The 25,717-nt window shown below is 58.4% G+C and carries 16 protein-coding genes and 6 pseudogenes; 5 read left to right on the top strand and 17 right to left on the bottom strand.

All coding sequences use genetic code 11. The annotated features are described in order from the left end of the window. Nucleotides 1–5: 5 nt before the first annotated feature. Entirely contained in the window at nucleotides 6–1,883 is a 1,878-nt protein-coding gene (locus P3T25_RS16855; RefSeq protein WP_429358428.1) for a polysaccharide biosynthesis protein, read from the top strand. Nucleotides 1,884–2,172: 289 nt separating this feature from the next. Here the strand turns inward: P3T25_RS16855 and P3T25_RS16850 are convergent, their stop codons facing one another. The 11 genes and pseudogenes from P3T25_RS16850 to P3T25_RS16800 form a co-directional block, all read right to left on the bottom strand. Beyond that, the gene (locus tag P3T25_RS16850; RefSeq protein ID WP_429358427.1) at nucleotides 2,173–3,372 is read right to left on the bottom strand and encodes an acyltransferase family protein; all 1,200 of its coding nucleotides are present in this window, start codon (nucleotides 3,370–3,372) and stop codon (nucleotides 2,173–2,175) included. A 248-nt stretch (nucleotides 3,373–3,620) separates the two neighbouring features. Beyond that, nucleotides 3,621–3,926 (bottom strand): hypothetical protein, encoded by a 306-nt coding sequence (locus P3T25_RS16845; protein ID WP_429358426.1) that lies wholly within the window; start codon nucleotides 3,924–3,926, stop codon nucleotides 3,621–3,623. A gap of 215 nt (nucleotides 3,927–4,141) precedes the next feature. Continuing rightward, nucleotides 4,142–5,463: pseudogene (locus tag P3T25_RS16840) on the bottom strand (IS5 family transposase). 111 nt (nucleotides 5,464–5,574) lie between these two features. After that, nucleotides 5,575–6,543 carry a DMT family transporter gene (locus P3T25_RS16835; RefSeq protein ID WP_429358425.1) on the bottom strand — a complete coding sequence of 323 codons (969 nt, stop codon included), beginning with the start codon at nucleotides 6,541–6,543 and terminating at the stop codon, nucleotides 5,575–5,577. 272 nt (nucleotides 6,544–6,815) lie between these two features. After that, a pseudogene (locus P3T25_RS16830) lies at nucleotides 6,816–7,179 on the bottom strand (IS110 family transposase); the annotation flags it as partial. A 111-nt stretch (nucleotides 7,180–7,290) separates the two neighbouring features. Then, nucleotides 7,291–7,457 (bottom strand): annotated as a pseudogene (locus tag P3T25_RS16825) (IS6 family transposase); the annotation flags it as partial. Nucleotides 7,458–7,646: 189 nt separating this feature from the next. Further along, complete coding sequence (gene rffA, locus P3T25_RS16820; protein WP_429358424.1) at nucleotides 7,647–8,807, bottom strand: dTDP-4-amino-4,6-dideoxygalactose transaminase; 1,161 nt, start codon at nucleotides 8,805–8,807, stop codon at nucleotides 7,647–7,649. Between the two features lie 7 nt (nucleotides 8,808–8,814). Further along, nucleotides 8,815–9,687 (bottom strand): class I SAM-dependent methyltransferase, encoded by an 873-nt coding sequence (locus P3T25_RS16815; protein ID WP_429358423.1) that lies wholly within the window; start codon nucleotides 9,685–9,687, stop codon nucleotides 8,815–8,817. Nucleotides 9,688–9,693: 6 nt separating this feature from the next. Next, complete coding sequence (locus P3T25_RS16810; protein ID WP_429358422.1) at nucleotides 9,694–10,083, bottom strand: GtrA family protein; 390 nt, start codon at nucleotides 10,081–10,083, stop codon at nucleotides 9,694–9,696. 93 nt (nucleotides 10,084–10,176) lie between these two features. Next, nucleotides 10,177–11,055 carry a methionyl-tRNA formyltransferase gene (locus tag P3T25_RS16805; protein ID WP_429358421.1) on the bottom strand — a complete coding sequence of 293 codons (879 nt, stop codon included), beginning with the start codon at nucleotides 11,053–11,055 and terminating at the stop codon, nucleotides 10,177–10,179. Then, nucleotides 11,052–12,053 (bottom strand): glycosyltransferase family 2 protein, encoded by a 1,002-nt coding sequence (locus P3T25_RS16800; protein WP_429358420.1) that lies wholly within the window; start codon nucleotides 12,051–12,053, stop codon nucleotides 11,052–11,054. The genes P3T25_RS16805 and P3T25_RS16800 overlap by 4 nt, the downstream gene beginning before the upstream one ends. 281 nt (nucleotides 12,054–12,334) lie before the next feature. Here P3T25_RS16800 and P3T25_RS16795 point away from each other — a divergent pair, with 281 nt between their 5' ends. Then, nucleotides 12,335–14,347: a type II secretion system protein GspG gene (locus P3T25_RS16795; RefSeq protein ID WP_429358419.1), complete on the top strand. Its 2,013-nt coding sequence runs from the start codon at nucleotides 12,335–12,337 to the stop codon at nucleotides 14,345–14,347. A gap of 493 nt (nucleotides 14,348–14,840) precedes the next feature. Here the strand turns inward: P3T25_RS16795 and P3T25_RS16790 are convergent. The 3 genes and pseudogenes from P3T25_RS16790 to P3T25_RS16780 all read right to left on the bottom strand — a co-directional run. Then, nucleotides 14,841–15,373: pseudogene (locus tag P3T25_RS16790) on the bottom strand (IS6 family transposase); the annotation flags it as partial. A 281-nt stretch (nucleotides 15,374–15,654) separates the two neighbouring features. Then, entirely contained in the window at nucleotides 15,655–17,472 is a 1,818-nt protein-coding gene (glmS, locus tag P3T25_RS16785; protein ID WP_429358418.1) for a glutamine--fructose-6-phosphate transaminase (isomerizing), read from the bottom strand. Between the two features lie 174 nt (nucleotides 17,473–17,646). Further along, a pseudogene (locus tag P3T25_RS16780) lies at nucleotides 17,647–18,120 on the bottom strand (glycosyl transferase); the annotation flags it as partial. A gap of 355 nt (nucleotides 18,121–18,475) precedes the next feature. Between P3T25_RS16780 and P3T25_RS16775 the strand changes: the two are divergent. After that, a complete protein-coding gene (locus tag P3T25_RS16775; protein ID WP_171926807.1) occupies nucleotides 18,476–19,144 on the top strand; it encodes a nuclease-related domain-containing protein in 669 nt (222 codons plus the stop codon). A gap of 566 nt (nucleotides 19,145–19,710) precedes the next feature. On the opposite strand, the gene P3T25_RS16770 is transcribed toward P3T25_RS16775, so the two are convergent. Beyond that, nucleotides 19,711–20,079: a hypothetical protein gene (locus P3T25_RS16770; protein WP_429358417.1), complete on the bottom strand. Its 369-nt coding sequence runs from the start codon at nucleotides 20,077–20,079 to the stop codon at nucleotides 19,711–19,713. Nucleotides 20,080–20,088: 9 nt separating this feature from the next. Continuing rightward, complete coding sequence (locus P3T25_RS16765; protein WP_171926805.1) at nucleotides 20,089–21,183, bottom strand: integrase domain-containing protein; 1,095 nt, start codon at nucleotides 21,181–21,183, stop codon at nucleotides 20,089–20,091. Nucleotides 21,184–23,358: 2,175 nt separating this feature from the next. On the opposite strand from P3T25_RS16765, the gene P3T25_RS16760 reads away from it, so the two are divergent. Both P3T25_RS16760 and P3T25_RS16755 read left to right on the top strand, forming a co-directional pair. Further along, a complete protein-coding gene (locus P3T25_RS16760) occupies nucleotides 23,359–23,979 on the top strand; it encodes a hypothetical protein (protein WP_429358416.1) in 621 nt (206 codons plus the stop codon). Between the two features lie 63 nt (nucleotides 23,980–24,042). Further along, nucleotides 24,043–24,753, top strand: coding sequence for a nuclease-related domain-containing protein (locus P3T25_RS16755; protein ID WP_429358499.1), 711 nt, complete (start codon nucleotides 24,043–24,045; stop codon nucleotides 24,751–24,753). A gap of 45 nt (nucleotides 24,754–24,798) precedes the next feature. On the opposite strand, the pseudogene P3T25_RS16750 reads toward P3T25_RS16755, so the two are convergent. Further along, a pseudogene (locus P3T25_RS16750) lies at nucleotides 24,799–25,216 on the bottom strand (glycosyl transferase); the annotation flags it as partial. Nucleotides 25,217–25,717 lie beyond the last annotated feature (501 nt).

Below are 25,717 nucleotides of genomic sequence, written 5' to 3'. Positions count from 1 at the left end.
CGCGGATGTTTCGGCACAAAGCTTCCTGGCTATCTTTTAGCGCTTTCCTGTTTGACCTATGCGCGGTCGCCGGAACCTGGCTTGCCGCGTATCTGATCCGCTTCAATGGCTCTGTCCCGAGTGATTTTTGGACCGGCGCCATCAAGGCGCTCGTCTGGACCCTTCCGGTCTACGCTCTGATGTTCCGCGTGTTTGGCCTTTACCGTGGCATGTGGGTGTTCGCCAGTTTGCCGGACCTCATGCGTATCGCGAAGGCGGTGCTGGCCGGCGCCTTCGCCATGATGATGGTGGCGGTGATGGTTCAGCCTCATCCGATCATACCGCGCTCAGTGCTGCTCGTTTCCCCCGCGCTTCTGTTCCTCGTCATGGGCGGTTCGCGCGCGCTGTATCGTGCGTCAAAAGAGTTTTATCTATATGGCGGCTTGATCGGGCAGGGTAAGCCGGTCGTTGTGCTCGGTGCGGGCAACTCCGGCGCGAGCCTCGCTCGTGAACTGTCGCGTTCGAGCGAATGGCGGCTGGTCGGTTTGCTGGACGACGATCCTGCCAAGCAAGGCCGCGAGATATACGGGTACAAGGTATTGGGCCCGATCAGCGATCTGCAGCGTTGGGCAACGGACATGAAGGTCGAGCACGCAATCATTGCGATTCCGTCGGCATCGGTCGATGCGCAACGGCGTGTTGCGACGATGTGCGTGCGTGCTGGGGTGCGAGCCATGGTGTTGCCGGCGCTAACCGCGCTCACGCAAGGCCAGGCGTTTCTGTCGCGCGTGCGTCAGATCGACCTGGAAGACCTGCTGGGTCGACAGCCGGTAAAGATCGACATGCCGCACGTCGAAGCGCTGTTGCGCGGCCGTGTTGTGATGGTGACCGGCGCCGGCGGCTCGATTGGTTCGGAACTGTGTCGCCAGATTCTGCGCTTCGAACCGGCCCAGCTTGTAGCATTCGATCTATCTGAATATGCGATGTATCGCCTGACGGAAGAATTGCACGAGCGATTTCCGGCGCTGTCGGTGATTCCCGTGATCGGCGATGCGAAAGATTCGCTGCTGCTTGATCAGGTGTTGTCTCGCTACACGCCGCACATCCTCTTTCATGCCGCTGCCTACAAGCACGTGCCGTTGATGGAAGAACTCAACGCGTGGCAGGCGGTGCGCAACAACGTATTGGGCACGTACCGGGTGGCGCGGGCAGCGATTCGTCACGACGTAAAGCATTTTGTGCTGATCTCGACAGACAAGGCCGTGAACCCGACTAACGTGATGGGTGCAAGCAAGCGTCTCGCTGAGATGGCGTGTCAGGCATTGCAGCAGACCAGCACGCGTACGCAGTTCGAGACGGTACGTTTCGGAAACGTGCTGGGCAGCGCGGGAAGCGTCATTCCAAAGTTTCAGCAGCAGATCGCGAAAGGTGGCCCGGTGACGGTCACGCATCCGGAGATCACGCGTTTCTTCATGACAATTCCTGAGGCTGCGCAGCTTGTGTTGCAGGCGTCGAGCATGGGGCAGGGCGGTGAGATTTTCATTCTCGATATGGGGGAGCCCGTAAAAATTGTCGATCTGGCTAGAGACTTGATCCGACTTTACGGATTCAGCGAAGACCATATCCGCATTGTATTTACGGGCTTGCGACCCGGCGAGAAGCTGTACGAAGAACTGTTGGCCGACGACGAGGCGACCACGCGAACGCCACATCCGAAGCTGCGCATCGCGCAGGCACGCGAGGTGCCCGATAATCTACTGGACGAACTGCTCCCTTGGTTGATGCAGCATCGTGTGCCTAGCGATCAGGAGGTTCGACGTGACTTGCGGCGCTGGGTGCCGGAATATCAGCCGGCTACTACACCTGCGTTGCAGAGCGTGACCGGGGTTCCTCGAGCGGTGTAACGAGTTGCGAGTCTCAAGGACGCACGTACAAATGGTGCTCTTGATTACCCCCTTAAGTTTGACAGATGCGGGCACTGTTTTTCGACTGGACTTTTGACAGTCCGTTCGCAGATATTCAGAGAATTCATCCATATTCTGGCCGCCGCCGAATGGGGCGACCGCAATTTCGTTGCCGCCCACTGGCACAGTCGATACAGGATATCCGGTCGACGGGAAAAATTTCGTCAAACCAGCAACGACGTCGCAGTGGGCCGCCGCCTGTTTTGACGCGTGCTGTCGTCTTTGGTGTCTATGTATAGGACTGCGATGACTTTGATGGTGTTGTGTAACGCTTGTATAGACTCATGATGAGATTCTTGGATGGCATCTCGACAAAAGCATGAGTCAGAGTAGCGACGATGATCAGTGTCGAAATGAACATGGTCGCTTTCAGCGCATAGCCCATCATGCTGTCCGTCCCTCCGAAGATCGGAATCATCACGCCGTGAACGAGATACAGTGAATAGCTGATCTCCCCAATCCAGAGTGCGATCTTCCCACAGAGAATTTTTCCATTCAAGCAAATGGCGAAGATTGCCAGTGGTACTGCAACTGCGTATCCAATATGAAGGTCGTTCCCTTCGAAGAAATTAGGCAGCGAGAACATACTTGCGTCTAAGAACGCCGTCAGAATATAGGCGAATCCAATCGTCCCCAGCAGGCCCGCAACCCGCTTTTCCGCCGTCGTAAGTGCCCGAGCTGACCAGAGTTCCGAAAGTCCTACTCCTGCGATGAACTCGAATATACGACCGTACGGCGAAAAGTAGATCAGCCACTGGTCTGCTGGCAGCGCCGGTGATTCACCGAAAGCAGTTGCGAGTCGATTGCCCATGCCGCCTGCAAAGTGCACGAACACGATTCGGCCGACGATCCCCAGTACAACAAGCGTGATCCCGCGCTTAAAGCTTGCCGATCCGAGCCGGGCGAACATCGCCAGCGGGATAAACATGAGGTATAGCATCAGCTCAGTGCTAATGGACCATGCGTTGTTCGCATAGACCTGTGAAAGCGTGAGATTTATCGTGCCATGGACCGAATATATCCATGACTGGATGCCGAGAAGATTGACCGGAAGAAAGTGGGCGTATGCCGGAAATGCGCTGTGATTGTAGACGAAGTTGCAGAGGACGAAGATCGCATATAACGGATAGAGTCTGGCAAAGCGCGCAATGAGGAAATCGGATATTCCGCGGCCTCCGACAACGACCTTCGCCGCATAGTTGTAGTGGATCACGAATCCGCTGAGTACGAAGAAAATGCTCATGCCGAGCAAGCCGCATTTGCCCAGTGCTGGCCCGACGACAGTTCCGCGCAGCGGCAGCACCAGCAATCCGACGTGATGGATCACGATCAACAGCGCAGCCAGTCCGCGCAGACCGGTTAGCCCCGGAATATCTGTTTTCTTCAAAATAATGCCCTCTGCGTCGTCACCAGACGTAGTTCCAGTCATCTGCCTCGTTGTATCCAGTCCTCCACGAGACATGCTCGACCGTATGTTTGGGATACGGGTTGACGTGCTTGCGGGCCGCGAATGCCTCTTTACCTAGGCGAACGATGACTGGATCAAGGCTTACTTTCTTGAAAATCCGAAGCCATAGCGACGGAGGCGGTGCGGTCATGTAATTTTTACATTCGCATTGCAACGGTGCTACATTATATGGCGCTACTCAGGGTCATGCGCGTACTGAACGGCGATTCTTACCCCGCCAGCATCGCTTTGAAGATCGGGTAAAGGCTTACGATGTATTGCCCCTCTTTGAATTCATATCCAACGTCAAGCGGATGCACGCAGTCTGGCTGCAGTGTGTTGACCCATTGCGTCAGCTTTGCCTCGTACTGCTTGGGCGTGAACTGCAATTCATCGTTGATCTCTGGCTTGGTGGTGACGATGTCGGTGTCACTGTTCGCCAGTTCGGTCGCCAGCGGCGCTAGCGCGTATTGGGAGGCGCCCTGTGGATCGTCGGCTAACGTTGAGCCAAGTTCTGCACGATCAATCACCGTCACGACTCCCGCGCCAAAAGGGTGTCGAAGTTTGTCTGCATGAGAGCAGTTGGGTTGTTCGGTGTCTGATTTAGCGTGGTCCCGTCGTTGACGCCCGGGTGGGAACCGTAGTTTGTAGAATCGCCCCGGAACAATCACCGTTACGTGCGTGATCGGTGATAACGACTTCGTTGTTGAGCTAGTCGACCCTGAATAATTCGTTTCTCATGTCGCTGGCGTCACGCCATCACGTCGGCAGCAGCGCTGCGGTTGAACAAGGCAGCGAGAATGAAGACACAAAGAGGCCGTAACTTCCTCAGAATCATCCGGAGGTTGTGGCCGGCGCCACACAGTGCTGCGTGCATCGCGTCGTCCAGCGCACCTTTGAGCCAGTTCCTGTCGAGTTTTCCGCCTGTCTTCATGTGACCGATGGCTGGCTCGATCGCGCTGCGTCGCCTGATCATCGCACGTAGTCCGCGAGTGATGCGACGTCGCAAGTCCGGGTGGTAGATCTTCACGCCGTCGAGCGCGACACCCATGTATCCCCGGTCGACAATGGCGACTTCCGGTGTGGCGTCGCACAGGATCGCCGCCTGTTCCGGCGCTTCAGCCAGCGCATGACCGTCGTACGGATTGCCCGGCATCGAACGCATGCCAACTACCAGTCCTTCCTTGTGGGTCGTCGTGATTGACACTTTCACGCCGAATTCGTACGGCTTGCGGGCCTTGCCCTTGGCCAGACACTCGACTTCCGGTGCGTGCAGCGCATAAAGTTTGTTCCTGTCCTTCGGCTTTTGCGCCAGGATGCGCTTCGTGCGGCCAATCAACTCCAATAATGCAGGACGGCCTGGGTTTGCCACCTTGGCGAACTGTCGCTCCACATCGCGCATCACTCGTTCAACGCGTGAACGCAGCGTGCGCAGTGCTTTCCTCATGCGTTTGAACTGCTTCGCGTGAGCGTAGCTGCCAATCTGCAGCCCCAGACGCGGCGCCTCGCGGTTGTAGTTCTGCCGCTGCTTCAGGCCGTGCCGTGCCGCGGCCTTCACCCGATGTTCGCGACACCGCTCCAGCAGGCGTGAATCGGTTGGATGGGCGATCGCTTTTTCCATCACCGTTGTGTCAACGATCACCCGCTTCACGCTCGCGGCCTTGATCACACCGCCACGTTTCGCTGCTTCGATCGTCTCGGCCAGCAGCTCTTCAACGCCGGCTTCGCCCAGCCGCTTGCGCCAGCGCGTCAGGCTCGACGGGTCGATCGGCGGTTCGGTCTGCAAATTGGTCTCGCCCGTGAACACCTGCAAGTACGGGTTCTGCACCCATTGCCAGACGACCTCTTCGTCGGACAGATCGAATGTGTGCTGCAAATACAGCAGCCCCGCAATCAGGCGCGGCGAACTCACCGGTCGACCTTTGCTCGACGCGAAGCTCTCGTTCATCACGCGCCCAGCCGCTCCCAGTTGATCAGGTCAGTCAGGCGCACCAGCGGATGCTTCAGGTTGACCTGTTCGCGCTGCGGATGCCGGAAGAAATCTTGTTCCGGCGCAGGCGTCTTCGGACCCATCTGCAGCTCATCGAAAAATGCAGGATTCCCGCGTTAATGTGCTAGGTTCCTGCAAACTTCATAACATCATTTCCGCTTCAAAGCTCCGTCGCACGACGCCCTCTGGTTTATTCAGGGTGGACTAATTCGTTTGTCAAAGCTCGAGCGCGCTCCGCTCAGTTCGTTGGACGACTGGATATTTACGGCGATTCGTGTGTGCCGCGCAAACGACAGCAGTAACCCACCAACGACAATGATGAGTATGCCGACAATGCTCAAGCCGTCCGGAAAATGACCAAATATGATCCATCCTAGCAGTGCGGCCCAGACCAGCTGGACGTACATGAACGGCGTTAGCGTGGAAACCCGCGCGTACCGGAATGCGTGAATGACACAGAAATGACCGACACCTGCGTACACCCCTAGTGACAAAATCGCAATGTCCTGCGTCCATGTTGGCGTCACTTCTTGCCGGATCCACGGGAGCGCGACACTGAGGCACACGGTTCCGATTAACGCAGTGTAAAAAAGCATCGTCACACTGTCCTCAGTTTGACTCAGTTTTCTCGTTAGTATCTGATAGAAGCTGAATGAGGCGGCGGATGCTAATACAAGTAGTACTCCCGGTAGTGGTAAGTGGCTGCTCGGGCGCGAGATGAGAGCCGCGCCTAACGCTCCTGCCAAGATTGCGCACCAGCCGAGACGCCCCACCCGTTCACCCAACCAAGGGCCAGCCAATATTGTAGCAATCAAGGGCGACATGAATGCCAGGCCCGCCGTCTCTGCCATCGGCAACATGTGCAGAGCTACTAGTCCGAAAATGCTCGTCGCAAGCAAGAGCAGTCCGCGACATAGCTGTGTGGGAAGGCTCTTGGTAGCAAGCATCGAGCGGCCGCGAGATGGCGCGAAGAAAATTACCATCAGCGCCAAGTGTACTGTGTACCGTGCCCAAACGAGCAATGGGACGGAAATGGTCAAAGAAAGCTTTTTCGCCGTCGCGTCCATCGAGACAAGGAAAAATTGAGAAATCAGAAGCAACGCGATGCCACGCAGTGAGTTCGAAGAAGTGAGTGACATCTTTGAGTGAAAATTCGCGGGCACGATTGGCGCTCTTGTCGGTAGTTGGGTCACGAGTGTAGCTGTGAAGCTACTCGTCGATAGAAATGCATGATTTCCTGCCTGGCGGGCATTTCTAGGAAGTGGCGTGTGAGTGTGAAAGCCGAGATTGCCAGCACTAAAAAAGTGTGGATTGGTCGACGACCATGGGAGGTAATCGGCAATGATGGTATTGGGGCCGACTAGGTAGGGTGTAAAAAACCGGTTGAAGGGCGCGTGAGCACACATCACCAAAAGCACGGCCACTGCACGCAGACATCCAGCCGGTCGGTTTTTGCGCGCCGCTGGTCGCGTTCGACGGGAATGCTCGCGGCATCGATCACATAACATTCGATACCGAGCGCCTGAAGTGCTCGATAATCCAGAATGCGTCTTGGCCGGCCTCGTAGCTCACTACGACGCGCACGTCCGCAGGCAGTGCCCATTTTTGCTTGTGCGCGTCGAACAGGTCCGGCACTGCTTGCATGCGGCCAGCGGCATGCGCGTCTGCACCGTGTGGATAGCTGGCTTTTCGCGCTGGCCGTCGTGCACTGCGACCTTCCACTTTGCTATGGCCAGCTCGATCGATACCGCCAGCAATAATTCACCGCTGCCGGTCGACGATGACAGATCTGTGTGCATGATGTTCTCCCGTGAACTGGAATCGACGCCCTGATTTTACGAATCAGGCTGTTAGCGATCCGGCTGCTTCATAGGATCTCAAGATTCGGATTTTTTCGTACGTTAAGGCCTGTCGACTGCGCGCCACAGCACATAGGGTTCGCAACACAGCGACACAAACTTCTCGTCGAGATGCCATGTGGTGCCCTGTGTGCGAAGCCGGCGCCGAATTTGTCAGTCCACCGGTGAATTGATTCATCGATGGCGACCGCGCCACGCTCGAACTGCAACTCTCCGATCATCAGCAGGTCCTGATGCTGTCGTGGCGCTGATGAGGTCGACCTGCTGGTCGATCGACCGTGCCGCCGTACGCGCTGCGCGCGTCGCAATCGTGTTCGCGCTCGTGTCGTAGTAACGCTTCACACCAAGGTGGTCGCGGATCCCTTGTCGTGCCGGAAAATGATGCATCTGCTGGAAGACTGAAAACACTATTTCCTCGCGATCGAGACACCTTCGGTCAATGTCGCCACGATGTACGCCTGCTGTTCCGCCGTCAGGCCGATCCACATCGGCAAACGGATCAGTTGTGCGGAGAGTGCGTCAGTGACCGGCAGGATTGCGGCGGCCCGGCCGATCTGCAATCCCGCCGGTGCGGAATGAAGCGGAACGTAGTGGAACACGGCGTGCACGCCAGCCGACTTCAGATGCTGAAGCACGGCACCCCGGTCGATATCCGGAGCAAGCAGCACGTAGTACATGTGGCCGTTGTGTTCGCAATCGGCCGGGATCACTGGGCGGCGGATGAGGCCGCGGTTTTCGAGTTCCACAAGCGACGCGTGATACGTGTCCCAGAGTGCCAGCCGGCGCCGCGTAAGCGACTCGGCCTGTTCGAGCTGCGCCCACAGAAAGGCCGCGGTGAGCTCGCTCGGCAGGAACGACGAGCCGATCGACTGCCACGTATATTTGTCGACTTCGCCGCGGAAAAAACGGCTGCGGTCGGTGCCTTTCTCGCGGATGATCTCGGCCTGCTGCGCCAACTCGTCGCGATTGACAAGCAGCGCGCCGCCTTCGCCGCTGATGACGTTCTTAGTCTCGTGAAAACTGTACGCGCCAATGTCGCCGACGGCGCCCAGTTCGCGGCCCTTGTATCTTGACAGCACGCCTTGTGCGGCATCTTCGACGACCTTCAGGCCGTGTGCGGTGGCAATCGCCAGCAGCGTGTCCATTTCGCACGACACGCCCGCGTAGTGGACCACGACGATCGCGCGCGTCTTCGGCGTGATGGCCTGTTCGACCAGCATTTCGTCCAGATTGAGCGTGTCGCGGCGAATGTCGACGAAAACTGGCGTCGCGCCGCGCAACGCGAAAGCGTTGGCGGTCGAGACGAACGTGTACGACGGCATGATGACCTCGTCGCCCGGCCGCAGGTCGAGCAGCAGCGCGGCCATCTCGAGCGCTGCGGTGCACGAATGCGTGAGCAGCGCCTGGCCGCTGCCGGTCTGCGTCTTGAGCCACTGCTGGCAGCGCGCCGTGAACGGTCCATCGCCGGCGAGGTTGCCGAGCGCGTGCGCCTGCGCGATGTAGGTCAACTCGTTGCCTGTCATGTACGGCCGGTTGAACGGCACTGCGTACGGTTGGGTCGGATTCATACGAACGTTAAGTTGTTTTCTGGGCGGCGATCAGGAGAGAACCACCGAATGGGAAACGCACACCGAGCCGGATCAGAGCGAACTCGATCGCCATCATGGCGCCCATGATCGCGTTGACCGGTCTGCTCAGACGTAGATCCGCGGTCATGTCGTATTGTGCGTCATCGACGCGGGACCGTTTGCGAGAAGCGACCATCGCGGGAAACAGCAGCGACACGAACGACGTCGACAGCACGACGCGGAATCCGGCCCGCTCGAGCTTGGTCTGTATTTCTCCGCGCGTATAGCGGCGCACGTGACACACCTGTTCGTCCTGCTGGCTCCACAGGAACGGATGCTGTGGGACGGTGAGCAGCAGCGTTCCCTTCGATTTGAGCGCGCCGTGAAGTTCGCCGATGACCGCCTCGTCTTCCTCGATGTGTTCAAGGACGTCGAAGGCGCCGATCACGTCGAATTCGTCGGCAAACGCAAACGACCGCGCGTCCATTTGATAGAGCGACGCGGACGGCACGCGAGCCGCCGCGAACGACAGCGCGTCCGAGTAGATTTCCGTCGCCGAGAAATGCGCGTCCGGAAACACGCGAGCGAGGCCGGCGAGTACGTAGCCGGTACCGCAGCCCACTTCGCAGAAGTTCGCGCCGCGTTTCATGAACGGCCGCGCGGCCCACGAGATGAGCCGGTTACGGGCGCGGAACCAGAAGTTGCGCTCTTCCACGGCGGCGAGCTGATCGAAATGCTCCACCCTGAAGCCGCTGTTCGCCGACGCGAGCGCTGGCGCCAGTTCCAGGACCTCGCCGACGCGGCGCGGCGCCGCACCGCAGGTTGTGCACTTCCATGACGCGTCAACGTCGAGGTCGCCGCAATTTGGACAGCGTTTCATCTACACTCAAACTGAAATAGGCGGGCTTCGGAATACCCAAAGCCGTTGTACAAGAAAAAGAAAAAGCGCGACGACCACCACCATTACGGCCTGCACGACGCGATGCGAAAAGCCTTCGACGTCGACCAGCAGCAGCATAGCGGTCAGATTGATCGCGTAAGCGGCGATGTACGCAATCAGATAACGTAGCATGGCACCGCCGCGCGGTCCATGATAGGCGAACGACCAGCGCTTGTTGAACACGAAAGTCTGCAGCACGCCGAGCGCGAACACCGCCGTCATCGCGACGGTGTGCTGGATACCCATGCTCGTCGCAAGTACGTACAGACCGTACAGCACGGCGTTCGAGACGAGGCCGACGAGGCCGAAGCGCAGGATCTGCGTAGTCAGAACCATATGCAGAAGACGATTTCCAAGAATACACGCCGCGAGGCTCGCGAAATTACGCTGCGGGGCGCAGCGCGCCTGAGCGGACCAACGGCGCCGTTTTTAGGAGAAGCGAGAGCGAAACCGCGCGAGCGGCAATAGCGATGCGCCCGTCGCCGCATCCGTCAATTCGCCGATACGCAGTAGGCCGCTTCCGCAGACGACTACCGGTAAGCCGTCGTCGATACGAATGACCTTGCCTGGCGCGCGGTTCTCGACGGTCACGTCCGCCACCGCCTCTGCGTGGCCGATTCTTGCGGGCACGCCGTTCACGAGCGTGCTAGCGCCCGCATATGGGCTGCCCAGCGCATCGACGATGCGGGCGAGCCGGGCCGCGCTGTCGTTCCAGTCAATCCGGTAGTCCGCTTCGTCGCGCCAGAGGCTGTAGGTCGCGGCTGCTTCATCCTGCGGCACCCCGATCAGCGCCGTGCCGCTCGTGAGTCTGGCGAACACGTCGAAGGCGGTGGCGCGATAGCACGCGGCGATTTCGTCGATGGCGCGCGCGATCGTACAGGGGTACGCGATCTCGATCGACGCTTGCGCGAGAATCGGACCGGCGTCGTATTGCGCGGAGCCGAGCAGTGCGGTGACGCCTATTTGCGTGTCGCCGTTGATCAGACCGCTCACGAGCGGATTGAAGCCACGGTAGCGCGGCAGAAGCGAATCGTGAAAGACGATCAGCCGGTCTTCCGGGAAGTCGATCATCCAGCGCCAGCCGACGGTCATCGCATAGTCGGTATCGATCGCGGGGTGCTGCGTGCGCTCGGTCCACGCGATGCCGTGTTGCTCGCAAAGCGCGACCGTTTGCGCGGCATAGTCGTCGTCCAGAGCAGAATCGCGGCCGACGACCACCTTGGCGAGTAGATCCCGAAACGTATCCACCGTGTCGGCGAGAAGGCGATAGCCTTTCTCGGTCATCAGGAGCAGCGTCAGCGTGTTCACGTGGCGTCCACCCGGCTGTCACTGCAATGCGGCAGGGTGTCGGCGGACGTCGTTTCCGCGACCGAATACACGGGCTTGTCCATGCTTCGGAAATACATGCGCGCGAGGTATTCGCCGATCATGCCGAGAGCGAACAACTGCGCGCCGGCGAACACCGTGGTGATCGACGCGATGAAGTAAAAGCCCGGCACGACTCGTCCATACACGATGAACTGTTCTAGGATATACGCGAGCAGAACGATACCGAGAAGCGTGCAGCCGAAGCCGATGAAACTCGCCAGCTGGAGTGGCAGCGTGCTGAAGCCCGTCATCATATTCATTGCATGCGTGAACAGTTTCCAGACACTGTAGTTGGACACGCCGATCCGTCTCGGCTCGTGGCGCACTTTCAGGTGCGTGAAGCGCGTTGTTCCCCACGTCAGCAACACGTCGATGGAAACCAGCGGGCTCCGGTAATTCTCGAAGGCATCGCGCAGCGACGTTCGAAATACGCGGAATGCGCTGACGTGCCGCGCAGTCTGCGCGCCCATCGCGCTCATCAATGCGATCTTCGTGACGATAGATGCGGTGTCGCGCCAGAAGCTGTGCTGTTCCCGCTCGGGCGCGCCGTAAACGACGTCAAAGTCGCCGCGTTTGAGTTCGTCCAGCAGCAGGGGGATTTCCTCGGGCGGATGCTGCAGGTCGTCGTCCAGCGTCACGATGACCGGGTTTTTCGCGGCGCGAACGCCGCACAGCAGTGCGTTGTGTTGACCGTAATTGCGGCTCAAACGGATGCCGCGGACACGCGCGTCGGCTGCCGCGAGGGACACTATGGTACTCCACGTACCGTCGTTGCCGCCGTCTTCCACGAGAATGATTTCGTGATCCGGTGCCACCGCTTCGAGAACGGCGGTCAGCCTCTCGTGCAAAAGAGGCAGCGAGGCCGCGGATCGATAGACCGGTACAATGACGGACAATGCATCGCTTCCGGCGAGGCTCACTGGGCTGAGAGACGCCATGTATTACGGTTCCCGCGAATTGTGAAAAGAATGAGGTCGGCAAAAGTCGCGACCTGTTGATCAACGAGCGCTTGAGCCGTCCAGATTCCGGCCCCTCGATGCGGCTGCCGGCCGAACCAGAGTATCTCATATTCATTGAGCGGTATTTTGTGGCGGTGACCGTCAGCTTGCGCTCGTATTCCTGCCGCGAGCTTGTACCATACGGGTGCCCTCGACGGCGCCCGGACGCCGGTGTGGTGAGAGTCCGGGATATAGACATTGGAACGAATCTGCTCTTCCCCATGAAAACCGAATTGGATATCCGAAGTAGCCGTTCCGTGCCATTGCTGCTGACGCTTCTCGTGTTGTTCTGCCACTTCCCGCTGTTGTTGAACAACGGCGCTTACTGGGACGGTTGGGTTCTCTACGGCTTGTATCAAAACCACAACGCACCCGAACTCTTCGCGATGTTCAGGGACAACGGTATCCCCTGGTTTGCCTACCTGCACAGGCTGATGTGGTTTGCGCCGAATGTCCTGCTGGCGTACAAGGTCACGGCGTTTGTATCGATCCTCGCGTCGACGCTGATGGTGTATTCGGTCGGACGCCGGACGCGGATGCTGTCGGCCAGCGAGAGCGTGCTGGTGGCGGCGATTTTCTGCACCTATACCGCATATCAGATGTACTTCGAGCTGATCACGCTCCCCTATCTGGTGTGCTATGCGCTGTTTCTGATCGCGCTACGATGCGCGGTGGCGGCTCCGGCGGGACTCGTGGCGCGAGTGCTGTTGAGGCTGACTTCGCTCGTGCTGTTTTTCGCCAGCTTCCTCACGGCGTCCTTTATCGCGCTATACGGCGCGGCATTGCTGTTGCTGGTCCTGCATCGCCGCCGCGATTGGCTCGACAGAAATCCGTTGATGGCGATTGTCCGTCTCGGGCAGTTTGTCGACTACCTGTTGGTGCCGTTCGTATTTTTCTACGTCAAATCCGTTTTTTGGACCAGTTCGGGGTTGTACGCGACGTACAACCAGATCGAGATCGTTCCGGAAAACTGGCCGCCGGCGTTCTATCGGTTCGCGGTGGCGGCGCTTCAGGATCAGTTCGAGCGTGCGTGGACATTGCCTGCCGCGAATCCAGTCGCGTTTGCCGCGCTGTGTGTGTGCGTGGTCGCGTGCGGGTATGGGTGCGTGCGCCTATTCAAGTCGCAACGGAGCGCGGTGCAAAAGCGGGCCTCCGTGGCGGGTACGCTCGCGCTTGTGTTTTTTTGCGCAATCCTGTTCGTGGCCGCGATGCTTCCCTATGTCGTGGTCAACAAGCTTCCGGCCGCGACCGGCTGGGCGACGCGCAACGCGTTGTTGATCAATTTACCCGTCGCCGTTTTTTTGGCGCTGCTCGGCAGAGTCATCGGGATGCTTGTGCCGGGGCGGGCGACCGTGTTTGTGCGAGGCGTCGTCGCCACGCTGCTGGTCAGCGGGTTTGTCGTTGGAACCTGGAGCATCTATCTGAATTGGGAACTGCGCTGGATTAAGGATTCGTCGACCATCGTCAATTTGCGGTCGCTACCGCGCGATCAGATCGAGCGCGCGTCAATGATCTGGGTCGACGACGATACCGCGCGTTGGCATGAGAAGTACATCTACTATGAATACGCCGGTCTGTTCAAAGACGCGTGGCACAAGGAGCGCCGCTTCGGCAATCCGGCCGACGAGCCACTCGATGTCGCCACCTTCGCCAGCGGCCTGCCGCTGCAGCGCTATATGTTGAAGGACCTGAACGTCGCCGCCGTGCGTGACTGCCGCGTGACGCTCCACGTGCGCTTTAATCCGAATGCGCCGCACGACTTGCCGCTGGTCGCGCGTTACTACTGGACGCTGTGGTTCAGGCACGGGCAGATCGATGCCTTCCTCGCGCCGCTCACTACGCTTCGCCTTACCGACTTCTCGTGCTCTGCCGATCGCTACGTGCATGTCGTGGCCGATCTCGAGGCAATCCGCAACGCATTGAATGCGTATTACGCCGATAACGGTGCCTATCCGGTGGGCGAAGTCAGCGTGAACGACGCGTCGCATCCGCCAAAGGATCGCTGGATTCCCGGTCTCGTGCCGAAGTATCTGCCGGCGGTGCCTACCGATCCGCGCGGACTTCCTGCGGCGAATCGCCAGTACCTCTATATGTCCGATGGACGTCAGTACAAGATCATCTCGCACGGCTCGGAAGATGCAACGTATGGTCGCAAGGCTCGTCCCGACCTGGTGGACCCGCTGCGGCCCACGCATGCGTTCGGGTTCTGGACGCCTGGCTTCGCCAATCATTAGCTGCGGGACGATCGCGGAACCGGCGCGGGACTGGATTCTGTCGCAGCAAGGGCGTCTGGACTAAACGAGGCGATATAGACAGGATGACTTAAATCGCGAGGATATAGGGGGTTGAACCACGCTAAGCGCGAATTTCTAGCATAAGCCTGACAGTAGTTATAAGGCCTAGCGTTTTCATAAGAGACATGCGTAGTTCCCCGTGGGCGTTTAGTCACATCACGGGACAAATAGCGCAACAGTGCCCTTCTCGCTGCTCGTCGTCACCGCGTCAGGGTCATTTGGTATCTGACCATTGACACCGACTGCGATGTTTCCGAATAGCGCTGTGTATCTATATAACCCTGGCGCTTGTGATAGAAATTCACGCTCAGCTTGGCTTCCCTGAACTGGTCGGCGTGAAGCATGTGTATATGAAAGCCGCCACGCGGGTGAACAACGGTTCTGGTGAAAATAGCTGGTTCGGTCGAGACGTTTTTTTATAGATATGGATACCTTATCGATTGAACAAGACAGCATTCCAGGCGGCAGGCGAAGTGGTGTCCTTGAGCCCGAGAGCGGAGAGATCAAACTGGCCCTTGCGAATGCGATGTATCAACCCGATGCTTGGAATCGTGCTCGATGAATTCCTGAACTGTTTGAATCCGGGCATTACATTCGTTCTCGACTTGATGTTTCGATGGTCCTGCTCAATCAGGTTGTTCAGGTACTTCGGGATTCCGATTTTGTGTGCTCAGGCAGCAGGCCATCGGCCTTCAGCTCACGCACAACCCGGTGCGGGGCAGCATATCCATCGAGTGTGATCGTCTCCGGCGGCTGGCACTGATGCTTGATGGCCTTGCTGAAAAAGGCCTTTGCCGCAGCCATGTTCCGCTTTGCCCTGAGCATGAAGTCCACCGTCTGGCCGGCCCGATCCACCGCCCTGTACAGATAAACCCATTTGCCGCGAATCTTCGGATAGGTCTCGTCGACGCGCAACGACCGTCCCACGGGCATGCCGAAGGGGCTCCAGCGCCCGCAAATCAGCGGCGTCTGATCTGCTCATGCAGCGTTGTCGTGACCTTTGCTATTGAGGAGGAACGCGCGCTGCGCGGTCGGCCTTGTCGGCACGGGTTGCCAGCGCCACCAGTATCGCGATCACGGTGGCGTAGTAGGAGTCAGTCATTTTTGAGGTCGGACGTCTCCACACCGTGAGGCCGAAACCGTTTTGATGGCCGGCATCATCACGAGATAGGTCTTATCGGGTGTTCTATAGCGTCTTAAATAGTGCCGCATAGCATACGCAATGTCGTCCCGAATCCGCTCATCTCTCATTCCACTGTTACAGACTTCGCCAGGTTCCGCGGCTTATCCACATCCGTGCCTCGCGCACAGGCCGTGTGATACGCCAGCAACTGCAGCGGCACCACGTGCAGAATCGGCGACAGCAAGCCGTAGTGCTCCGGCATCCGGATCACATGCAGGCCTTCGTCATTCACGATCTTCGTATCAGCATCCGCGAACACATAAAGCTCACCGCCCCGCGCACGCACTTCCTGGATATTCGACTTCAGCTTCTCCAGGAGCGCATCATTCGGTGCCACCGTCACCACCGGCATCGCTTCGGTCACGAGCGCCAGCGGCCCGTGCTTCAGTTCACCAGCCGGATAAGCTTCCGCGTGGATATAGGAAATCTCCTTGAGCTTCAACGCACCCTCGAGCGCGATCGGATAATGCAGGCCGCGCCCAAGGAACAACGCATGCTCCTTGCGCGAAAACTCTTCCGACCACGCGATGATCTGCGGCTCCAGCGCCAGCACGCTATTCAACGCCGCCGGCAGGTGGCGCAACTGCTTCAGATACTCGGCTTCCTGCTCCGCGCTCACCTGCCCACGCAGCTTCCCAAGCGTCGCGGCCAGCACGAACAGCGCAACCAGTTGCGTCGTGAACGCCTTGGTCGACGCCACACCGATCTCGCGACCCGCGTGTGTCAGGAACGACAATTCCGTCTGGCGCACCATCGCGCTCGTGCCGACATTGCACACCGCCAGCGTATGTTTATGCCCCAGCGACTGCGCATGCTTGAGCGCCGCCAGCGTATCGGCCGTTTCGCCCGACTGCGAGATCACCACCACCAGCGACTTCGGATTCGGCACCGACTCGCGATAGCGATACTCGCTGGCAATTTCCACCTGGGTCGGGATCTTCGCGACCGACTCGAGCCAGTACTTCGCGGTCAGCCCCGAGTAATAGCTCGTGCCGCACGCGAGAATCAGCAGGTTGTCGATGTCCGCGAACACCTTCCCCGCGCCGTCGCCGAATAGCGCCGCATCGAACGAATCGCCTTGCGGGATCGTGTCCGTAATCGCACGCGGCTGCTCGAAAATTTCCTTCTGCATGAAGTGGCGATACGGGCCGAGTTCGACCGCGCCGCCATACGCCGCGACCTGGCGCACTTCGCGCTGCGCTTCGTAACCGTCACGATCGGCGATACGCACGCCCTCGAGCGACAGTTCGCAAACGTCGCCTTCCTCGAGGAAGATGAAGCGTTCGGTGCTGCCGGCAAGCGCCAGCGCATCTGACGCGAGGAAGTTCTCACCGTTGCCGAGCCCCACTACCAGCGGCGAGCCTTGCCGCGCGCCGACCACCGTATGCGGCTGATCCTTATGCAGCACCGCGATCGCGTACGCGCCGTGCAATTGCCCGACCGCTTCGCGCACAGCGGCAAACAGATCGCCGCGATACAGGCTGTGAATCAGGTGAGCGATAACCTCCGTGTCGGTCTGAGAGACAAACACGTAACCCTTGCCCCGCAGCATTTCACGCAGCAACTCGTAATTCTCGATGATGCCGTTGTGTACCAACGCGAGTGCGTCTTTCGAGAAGATCGGGTGGGCGTTGTCGGTTACCGGCGCGCCGTGCGTCGCCCAGCGCGTATGCGCAATGCCCGTGATGCCTTCGAGGTGGCTCTCCTGCACCTGCTCATCCAGATCGGCCACGCGCGCGACGCTGCGAGCACGACGCGGCCCATCACTACCGAGTACCGCCACGCCGCACGAATCGTAGCCGCGATACTCGAGGCGACGCAGTCCTTCGATCAGGACGGGAACGATGTTACGTTGCGCAACCGCGCCGACAATGCCACACATACTCTCTTGATCCTTTGCTAGAAGCACTCCAACCGGCCCGACGCGTATCCCGGCAGTCGGTGCTAACGGCAGTGCTCATCACCATGATTATTGGTCAAATCCGAAACTATAGATACTAACAGCGACCTCGCGCTGGACAACCTTCGACCCGGTACGGCGGTTGTGGACAATGAGTTAACGGTGACGTGACCCCTTCCTCACCACCATCCACCTCGGCGACTTAAACCGCACGATACTCATATACAGCCACACATAAGTCGCCGCAAACACCACCACAAAGCAAAACAGATGCAACGTATGCCGCCAGAACAACGTCGCCGGCACAACTGCGATCAGACATAGCAACCACAGGTACGGCGACGTGAGCGAGTTCCGCCGCGTCAACTCCCGCGCCGTTCTAGCCCCCACCGCCCAGCGCATCAGCCGCTTATAAACCAGCATATGCAGATGCACGCCGTCGGGAATCCCAGGCGACATCCCGCGGATGAACTTCTTCCGGTAGATCGAAAAGCACGTCTCGAAGATCGGATACATAAAAAGCAGCACCGGATACTACGCCGACACATCGCGATTGCGCATCACCAGCATGATCGACAACTCGGCAAGCATGAAACCGATGAAATACGCGCCACCGTAGTCGAGGAGAATGAATAAAGGCGTTGCCTTGACTTCTTGTTGAACGTGTCATGCTCAAGTCATCGAGACACTGCTCTGCGATGTGACCTTACGTCTGCCTACGTCAGTCAACCGACAGTCTTGGCCCTCAGCCATCGGAATTCGCAACCCGATGGTCGGACTCGAGACTGGTGCGCTAGAAGGCGTTGCAACGCTTGTCGGCCCGGGCGGAGTGACCACGGCTGTCGCGAGAGAAGCTTCTCTCGAGCGCCGATTTGTAGTCATCGAAGATATCGCTACTTAAATCTCATCAATGGTCATTAATATCATTAAGTGTACTAATTGATATTGGAAGTTTGCCCTCTGCAATCAACGAAAGGAAATGCAAATGAAACAGAATGAGGTGCTGTTTTCTCATGCGGGTACAGATGCACCGCGTAGTATCGCCTGTCCACAGGAACTGGCTTCGGATCTCACGGGACCGATCGGCGGCCGCGATGGGTGGATAGGGCGTCAGCGCCGCTTGTCCCTTCCATTGGCAAAAAACGTCGCAGCGGTACTGCAAGCAATGTCCGGACGTGTGGTGGTTGTACGCTGTGGCGTCGTAATTGAGCATGCACCGGGCACACGCAACCCGATGACTTGGATAGACTGCCTTGCTGTGGCTGAGTTCGGAGCATTCGTTATTGATCGATACGATTGGACTGGGACCGTGAGGCGTTCGACAAACGAGGACGAACTCCTTTTACATGAAAAGCCAGGTGTTGTCTCAGTGCAGACGTCTCCATTACGCAGGGCGAAGCCCGCGCTCCGACACTTGCGCGGCTTACTTGCCGAATACGGCTGCCCTGTTGAATGCATTGCGGTATTCGCAGCATCGCACTGCGCGCTTGATCCCACATTGCCGGAAACAATTCTGCAAGCTTCTGAGCTCCGCCATTTTATGCGCACCCGGTTGAATCGATTTCGCGACAGTCATTACCCATATCTCGATTCGGAGAGAATCGGGAAATATTTGCAGTTGCAATGTGCGGATTGGGGCAAGAGCTGCAAATAGGGGCGAAATGTAAGCTTACTGGCTCCTTCATAGGTAACCTGGTGACGCCTCAAGCTCTCCAGGAGCGTCTGCGGCGCGTCGGGCGCGATGAAGCGCTAAGACGATATCCGTAGCAAAACGTGCGGTAGTTCCACGGCGGACATCGGCAATTCGCCGTAAGTTATTCGGTTCGCGCAGTCGCGTTAGGATTCCTAGTTATTACGAATCGCGCGTTTCACGTCATGTGACAAAGTCCCGCTATGGCTCCGGTCATCTCCATCCAGCTCGTCGCCGCTGGGCGGAGTGACCCACGCGACGTCAGCGCGTAAGCGCATTCTGCATCGCAATGAGACACTAGGTCGCCAGAACATCAGGCACGGTTCACCTCCGGCCCCAGCACATTAGCTTTGCGCCGGCGGCGCGCCTATGGCATCACAGCGCGTCGCCCATGCATAAGCGTTGTCCGATTTGCATGCGACACACGGTGGAAGTTTCGGGAAACCATGCCTTGGCTCTCCCACTCGCTTCCGGCCACATTGTCAACGGAGCCGGCTAGGTCATCGGCTTCCCAAACTTGATGGTCATCGTCAGACACAAAGCCTTTTTGCGAATCGATATTTGCCGTTCTCGTCATTGGCAAGCCGTTCCCGCTTGATGCGAACGCTAAGTCCACTTAGCTGGTTGTGGAGGAAACCCGATTCCAGCAGGACCATCCTCATGCAGGTGATTTCCAGCAGAAGTAACTCGACATCAACGCATCGCTTCGAGCGCACTTCGATAAAGCCGGCAAGCAATTCTGGATCCAGTTCCTGCAGCCGAAGTGCATGCGACGAAAAAGGGGCGATAGACTGCTCAAATTCGAGCCAGACTTTGGCCATGATGGCGTGCATCATGTCGTTGCATCCGATTTTGTCGGCGCAACGCTTGACTTGCTCCAGAAGTGAAGAATCGGACATAGAGGTGCCTCAAGGTTTGAACGGATGCTCTTCGATTCGCGCGTCGCCTGCCGACGCCAGGTCGTGTTCCGCAATGGATCTGCCAATAGGATAGCCACTTAACTCGCCATGTCGACGTTTTGCCAGTAGACGCGCTGTCGCGCGCGGTAGTTTGCTTGGTGGGCGGCGACGACCGGCTTCGACATCGTGCAGCGATATATGCCCGTCAAACCTGTCCCTGATCGGCTGGCAGTAGTGTCCGAGAATCATCTGAATGCGTGTAGGGCCGTGTCCGAGCGATTCGCTGAGTTCCACAAGAACCTCATAGGGGGCTATTCCTGCCTCCAGCATTTCGAGTGCACTCCTGAGTGCATAGGTGTAGCGAAGCGAATGAAAGCTGATTGGCCCAACCATACCCGCCCGGCGCAGCAGTCCAGTGAGTCGATTCTTTGCAGATTTGAGCGTCTTGCCGTAGCCCGTAATCAGTTCGAGATTGTGCTCACGAGCGTAAGCGAGCGCGGAACGGACCGCTTCGAGCGTCTGCGCCCGCGCGCTCTGAATGATCCGCACCTGCCTGGGCCTTGCGTTTTTCGAGCCACGCATAAGCGGAAGCGAGGATTCGCCGCGCACGAGTGCGTCGAGCCACATCTCGAGATCGCGCCCGCACATCAGTGCCTCCTTGCGTCGAAGTCCGAGATGCGCTGCGAGCGATATCATGTGCGCTAGCCCTTGGTCTATTCCCTTCGCTCTCTTCATCAACTGATCAATTTCCGACGGATTCATGGCCCGTTTTGTTCCTTTCCGTATTCGTCGGGCCAGTCGAAGTTCCTTGTTGTTGCACGCGTCGTGGATGTTCCGGCCGGCATGGTGCGATGTGACGCGGACAGCCGAAAATATATTCGCGAGCGTGCCCGCAGCTTTGCCCTGTGCCATGCAGTATTGGGCATAGGCATGAATCACCCATGTCGGAATTTCACTGAGTGATGCACGCAGCTCGCCCACCTGCCTGGCAAAGCGCAAAAGGCCCGTTGTGTCGAGCCGCCTGTTCTGTTGTGTTGCAAAGCTGCCGCCTGCCTTTTTGCTGCTTACTGCGGAATTGTGTATGGCTTTGGACATCATGCTCATTGGCTAACTCCCAGCTGTTACCCCGATGTCAACTTATGTTCGCCCACGGGGGAAAGGCGAACACGGCCCCAGTCACGAAGAGCTCGTGACAGATCCGGAATACGTCGGAGGTCTGCAGTGACGGGCTGGGCCGGGGCGGGCACAGCGCGTACGTAAGCAATTGAAGTCGGGAGAGGGCCGGGTAGTGCGTTGAGCTGTGGGATCCAGTTACGGATAAGCCCTCGGGGAATTCAGGTTCTGGATGGGAAAGGGAAGCTCGCGAGCAGAAGCTGCGTTACTGCTGGAGCGGTGAGCGGCTGGTGTCTGGCAAAGACACTTCTCCTGCACCCGTTACGGGAACAGGAATCGCGATTGGAGCGCTTGCGGCCATCATCGACATCTGAGGATGAATGAAACGCAAGGTTTGCTTTGATGGATGCCGCGATGTGTATCGCACGACGAAGATGTATCGTCGCCGTCGGAAATACGTTGACGGCTTCGTCGCGCGGTCGAAAATCGCCCGTGTGTGGGGCGGGAGGGGCGTCAAAGAGCAAGTCCCTGACGCGTTAAAAAATTCGTTTCGTTGGAATTTTGCTTGGAGGGCGATCAGTTATCGCCCGGTCAGTGACTGGCTGAGACGCGACACCGACTGCGGGTCCTGTCTGAAAACAGTGAGAGAGGCATCACTACGGGAGTGACGCGTCGGGAACTTCAGGGCCTTGGACAGGCTTGGGCCCTCATTGAGCCGCGCAGGTTTCGTTCACGTCACTGCTACTGACGCGAATTTCGGAAATGCCTTGCTTTCTGTGACGCCGAGCCAAGCATGTAAAAAAATTGGGCGAAAAAGCCCCCAGCCCCCCACAAAAAGGAGTGTCATGGTCGATGCTCGTGACGTGAGCGAACGTTAATATGATGATTAGAACATACCTGCAGCGATAGCAAAAGGGGGCGTCGTTTTGCCGGCGAGCAGAGGTTGCCCTCAGCAAGCTTGGGGTCTTCCGGCGACGTTGAGCCGGCAATATGTGGCGCCCTGCGCTTGCACACCGTCCAGCAAGCCAGCGATCGCGTTAATGGTCATTTCCTGGTGCCCTTTCCTTGGACGATTGGCGTGTCGGCGGACGCAGGTTAATGCGAACCGGGAGCGAGAGCGGCCCCGTCGTCGGACCATCACCGGTCTCAGCGACCTTTGCGCCGTTCGTCGTCAGTCGGTGACAGCCGCGTTGTCCCAGCGCGGCACACAACGCGGGAATAGGTCGCCGCAACGCTCGACGTAAGAAAGCATGGGGCTGCATCCGAAGACGTTCAACTGAAAGTTGTCGACCCCTGAAATCCCCGCGAAGTCATCCTCTCCGCGCTGCGCCAAGGGAAATATCGCCCGCTTTATGCGTCTCTAAGTGCCTTGCGCTCAGATAGATGGCCGTCAGAAGTACGGCGATTCGCGTGCTGGCCAGTAGGCCATTGGCGCGTGCTGCCGTGCGAAATCCCGGTCGTCGATGGTATGGCCACAATGGGGGCAGTGCAGTTCTCCCGCATGGGAAGCGATGGCGTGCGGTGGCAGCTCTCTTTGGGGCGAAGAGACGACCGGTGGACGTCGCGCAATCAGCTGCTCCCTTCGCTCGCGCGCACCACGTTTCATCGACCAAGCTATTCCTAGAAATATTGCATTGAGTCCAAATAACGGCCATGTGGTATCCACGCTAATCTCCCATCTCAGCATAGCATGCTCACCGTGAGCCGCAGGCTTGCCAGTTTCAATGGCGTCAGAGTATATTTATGCCTACGTCCCCGACGCATCGACCTCAGATTACCATAGCAGTCCGTAATTTTTCGACCCAGCCTGTCGGCAGGGCCGTTGTCGCTACGCCTCCATTTTCATGTTTGGAGACTGTACGCGGCTCCCCGACGCAGTGAGCTCTGGCGGCTGTTTTTTTGGGGCTATCGTTTTTCTTTGTTTCCCTTGCGCAGTTTTGGCGATCGTCCCCATCGCGGTGACGTGTAGCGTCGGCTGCCCCAACTCCACGTTTGACTGCGTCCCGATGGCTGCTAGCCATCGTCTGCACATTTCCTTGTCCGTGGCGCGCGCGGCCCGATAAACGGCGCACTCAAAACGGCAGCGCGCTCGCTCGCGCCGCTGAACGCCGCTCGGTGCCCATGCCGCATCGACCAAGTCACGGTTTCGATACAAGGAAAACACACATGTACGCTCTCTACGACTACCGGTACGTGATTGCCTGCAGCAGTCTGCCACTTGAATTCAGGCGGGAATTCCGCAGGCTCGCCCGAGGTCGGGTCACCTCGACGTATGATCGGCGCACTGGTGCCAGGGATCCGGTGCCGGCGGAAACACAATGTCGGCGGGTGGCAGAGGTATTGGCGGGATTCGAGGTGCTGCGCGCCGGCGGATATGCGTTACAAACGCCGCGAAACTTCTCTAGCAAGCATTTGCGGTTTCTCATCAGTCTTTGGTCCGTGCAGCAGCTGACATCTCAGGAGGTGGCCGAGAGACTCGAGCATTGGCGCCAGTTTTTATTATGGATCAGAAAGCGCGTGCTCATTGCCCTGCTCAATACGCCTCTTGTCACAGGTGCATCGAGTGTCCAGAATGAATATCTCCGACGCTCGCATGCGGCTGCCTATTCACGACCGGACATTCCAGTGCTCACGCGTGATAAGGCCATGGAGGCCATCATGGAGCACCGAGGCAACCTGCGCAAGGCGGCCCGCGCGCTGGGGACAACCACGCATTCCGTATGTGAGGCTCTCAGAGAAGGTCGTCCACAAGAACAGCTTGTTCCGGGGCTCACGATCCTGACCTGACGCTTGACTTCTCCTGGCACTCGATACGCTGGTTTCACCTACGTCAATAAAGGAGAAACCAGCATGCTAATTCAGACAGTCTTCGGGCTGACGGCCGCGTTGTTCTGCGCGTATCTAAGCCTCAACGATAAACGTTTGCCCGATGACGACCCTTCGAAAGGGCGGGCGACCTCTTCCCGTGAGCGGGGGGAGGAGGGCGAGAGGCAGGTGTCAGCCGAATTGCGGTGGCACCTCGCGCGCTTGTGCGGCGACGACTGGTTAGTACTGGACGGTCTTATTCTGATTCACGCGCCGGGGAGCACGTTTCCGACCGCTGAAATAGATCATCTGGCGATCACGCCCTTCGGAATTTTCGTGATCGAAACGAAGCATTGGACCGGTGTCGTGACACATGGCCAAAGCGATGAGACGCTGACGCTAACGACGGTTGATGGTCAGCGGCTCCTGCGCACGTCGCCAATCCGGCAGAACGCGGCAAAGGTGCGGTTTCTGCGCGACTTACTCCCACCTCGCCTGTGGATCGTCGAAGGGCTAGGTGTCTTTTCGCATGAGGCGGCAATGGTAGCTCCCACGCTTCCAGCGGCGCTGCTCGAGCGTGGCGAACTTTACCGGCACCTGAGGGTACGCCAGCAGCAGTTTGCGCGCACCGGGACGGGGCGCCTGCCCATTCGCACGATCGCCGACGTGATCCTGCAACATGCAGACACGCGTCCGGAAGCCCTCACTGAGCACCGGAGACGCATAGAGGAGGCCCGCGCGCGCGGACAAGGCTGAGCCGGACCTAACGCTGCGGATATGGGGAGGGATAAACCGCGCTCGCCGCTTCTCCTTCCCCGCCATCATCCACTTAGGCGACCTGAACCGCACAATGCTCCCATACGGCCAGACATGCGCAACCGCGAACACAAGCACAAAACAATTGCAGCGTATGTCGCCAGAACAACGTCGCCGGCACAACCGCAATCAGACACAGCAATCAGAAATAGGCTGACGTCAGCGAGTTCCGCCGGGTCATTCACGTGCAGTCCGCGTGCCCACTGCCCAGCGCATCAGCCGCATACAACCAGCATATGCAGATGACGCTGTCAGGAATCCCCGGCGACATCTGGCAAATAAACTTCTTCCAGTCGATCGAGAAGCACGTCTCGACGATCGGACATACGAAGAGCAGCACCGGATGTCACGCGGATACGTCGCGATTGTGTACGACCAGCATGATCGACAGTTCGGTACGCATGAGCGATGCCGCTACGCCGGACAGTCGCTCATGCGTCTGCTGGAGGAACTCGTGCGGACGACTCCGCTGCCGTGATTGCTCAAGCCTTTGCGGCGTAGGTCAACGCCCGTCCATTCCCCTCCACGATGGCCGCAGCAGCGCTCACGCACTTTCTGCGGCATACGGCGCGCCTCGCCGTCAAACTGACCGCTGGGACAAGACTCACTGCCGCCAGCATTTTCTCAGCCGGTCGGGACGCGTGTTGGGGGGCACGGCCCTGAACACCCGACAGGTGGCGACGTCGTGATTCGTTGCTTACTGCGGTTGCGCGCTCGACCGGGCTACGGTTTTCCGGGCTCGATGCCAAATTGCAGTTCTTTATATTCCGTGCGACGGTCGAACGACCGAGCTGTCTTGACTTCTCATTGATCTCGGCAAGATGAAATCACCGAAAGCGATTTCATTGAGCCATGCACTCCAAAACACTGTATTGCCGCGGTCCCGGCGTGAGCGAAGGTTACG

Origin of the sequence: Paraburkholderia sp. GAS32 (assembly GCF_050434225.1) — a bacterium.
Taxonomy (GTDB): domain Bacteria; phylum Pseudomonadota; class Gammaproteobacteria; order Burkholderiales; family Burkholderiaceae; genus Paraburkholderia; species Paraburkholderia madseniana.
This window is presented reverse-complemented; position numbering and strand designations above follow the sequence as displayed.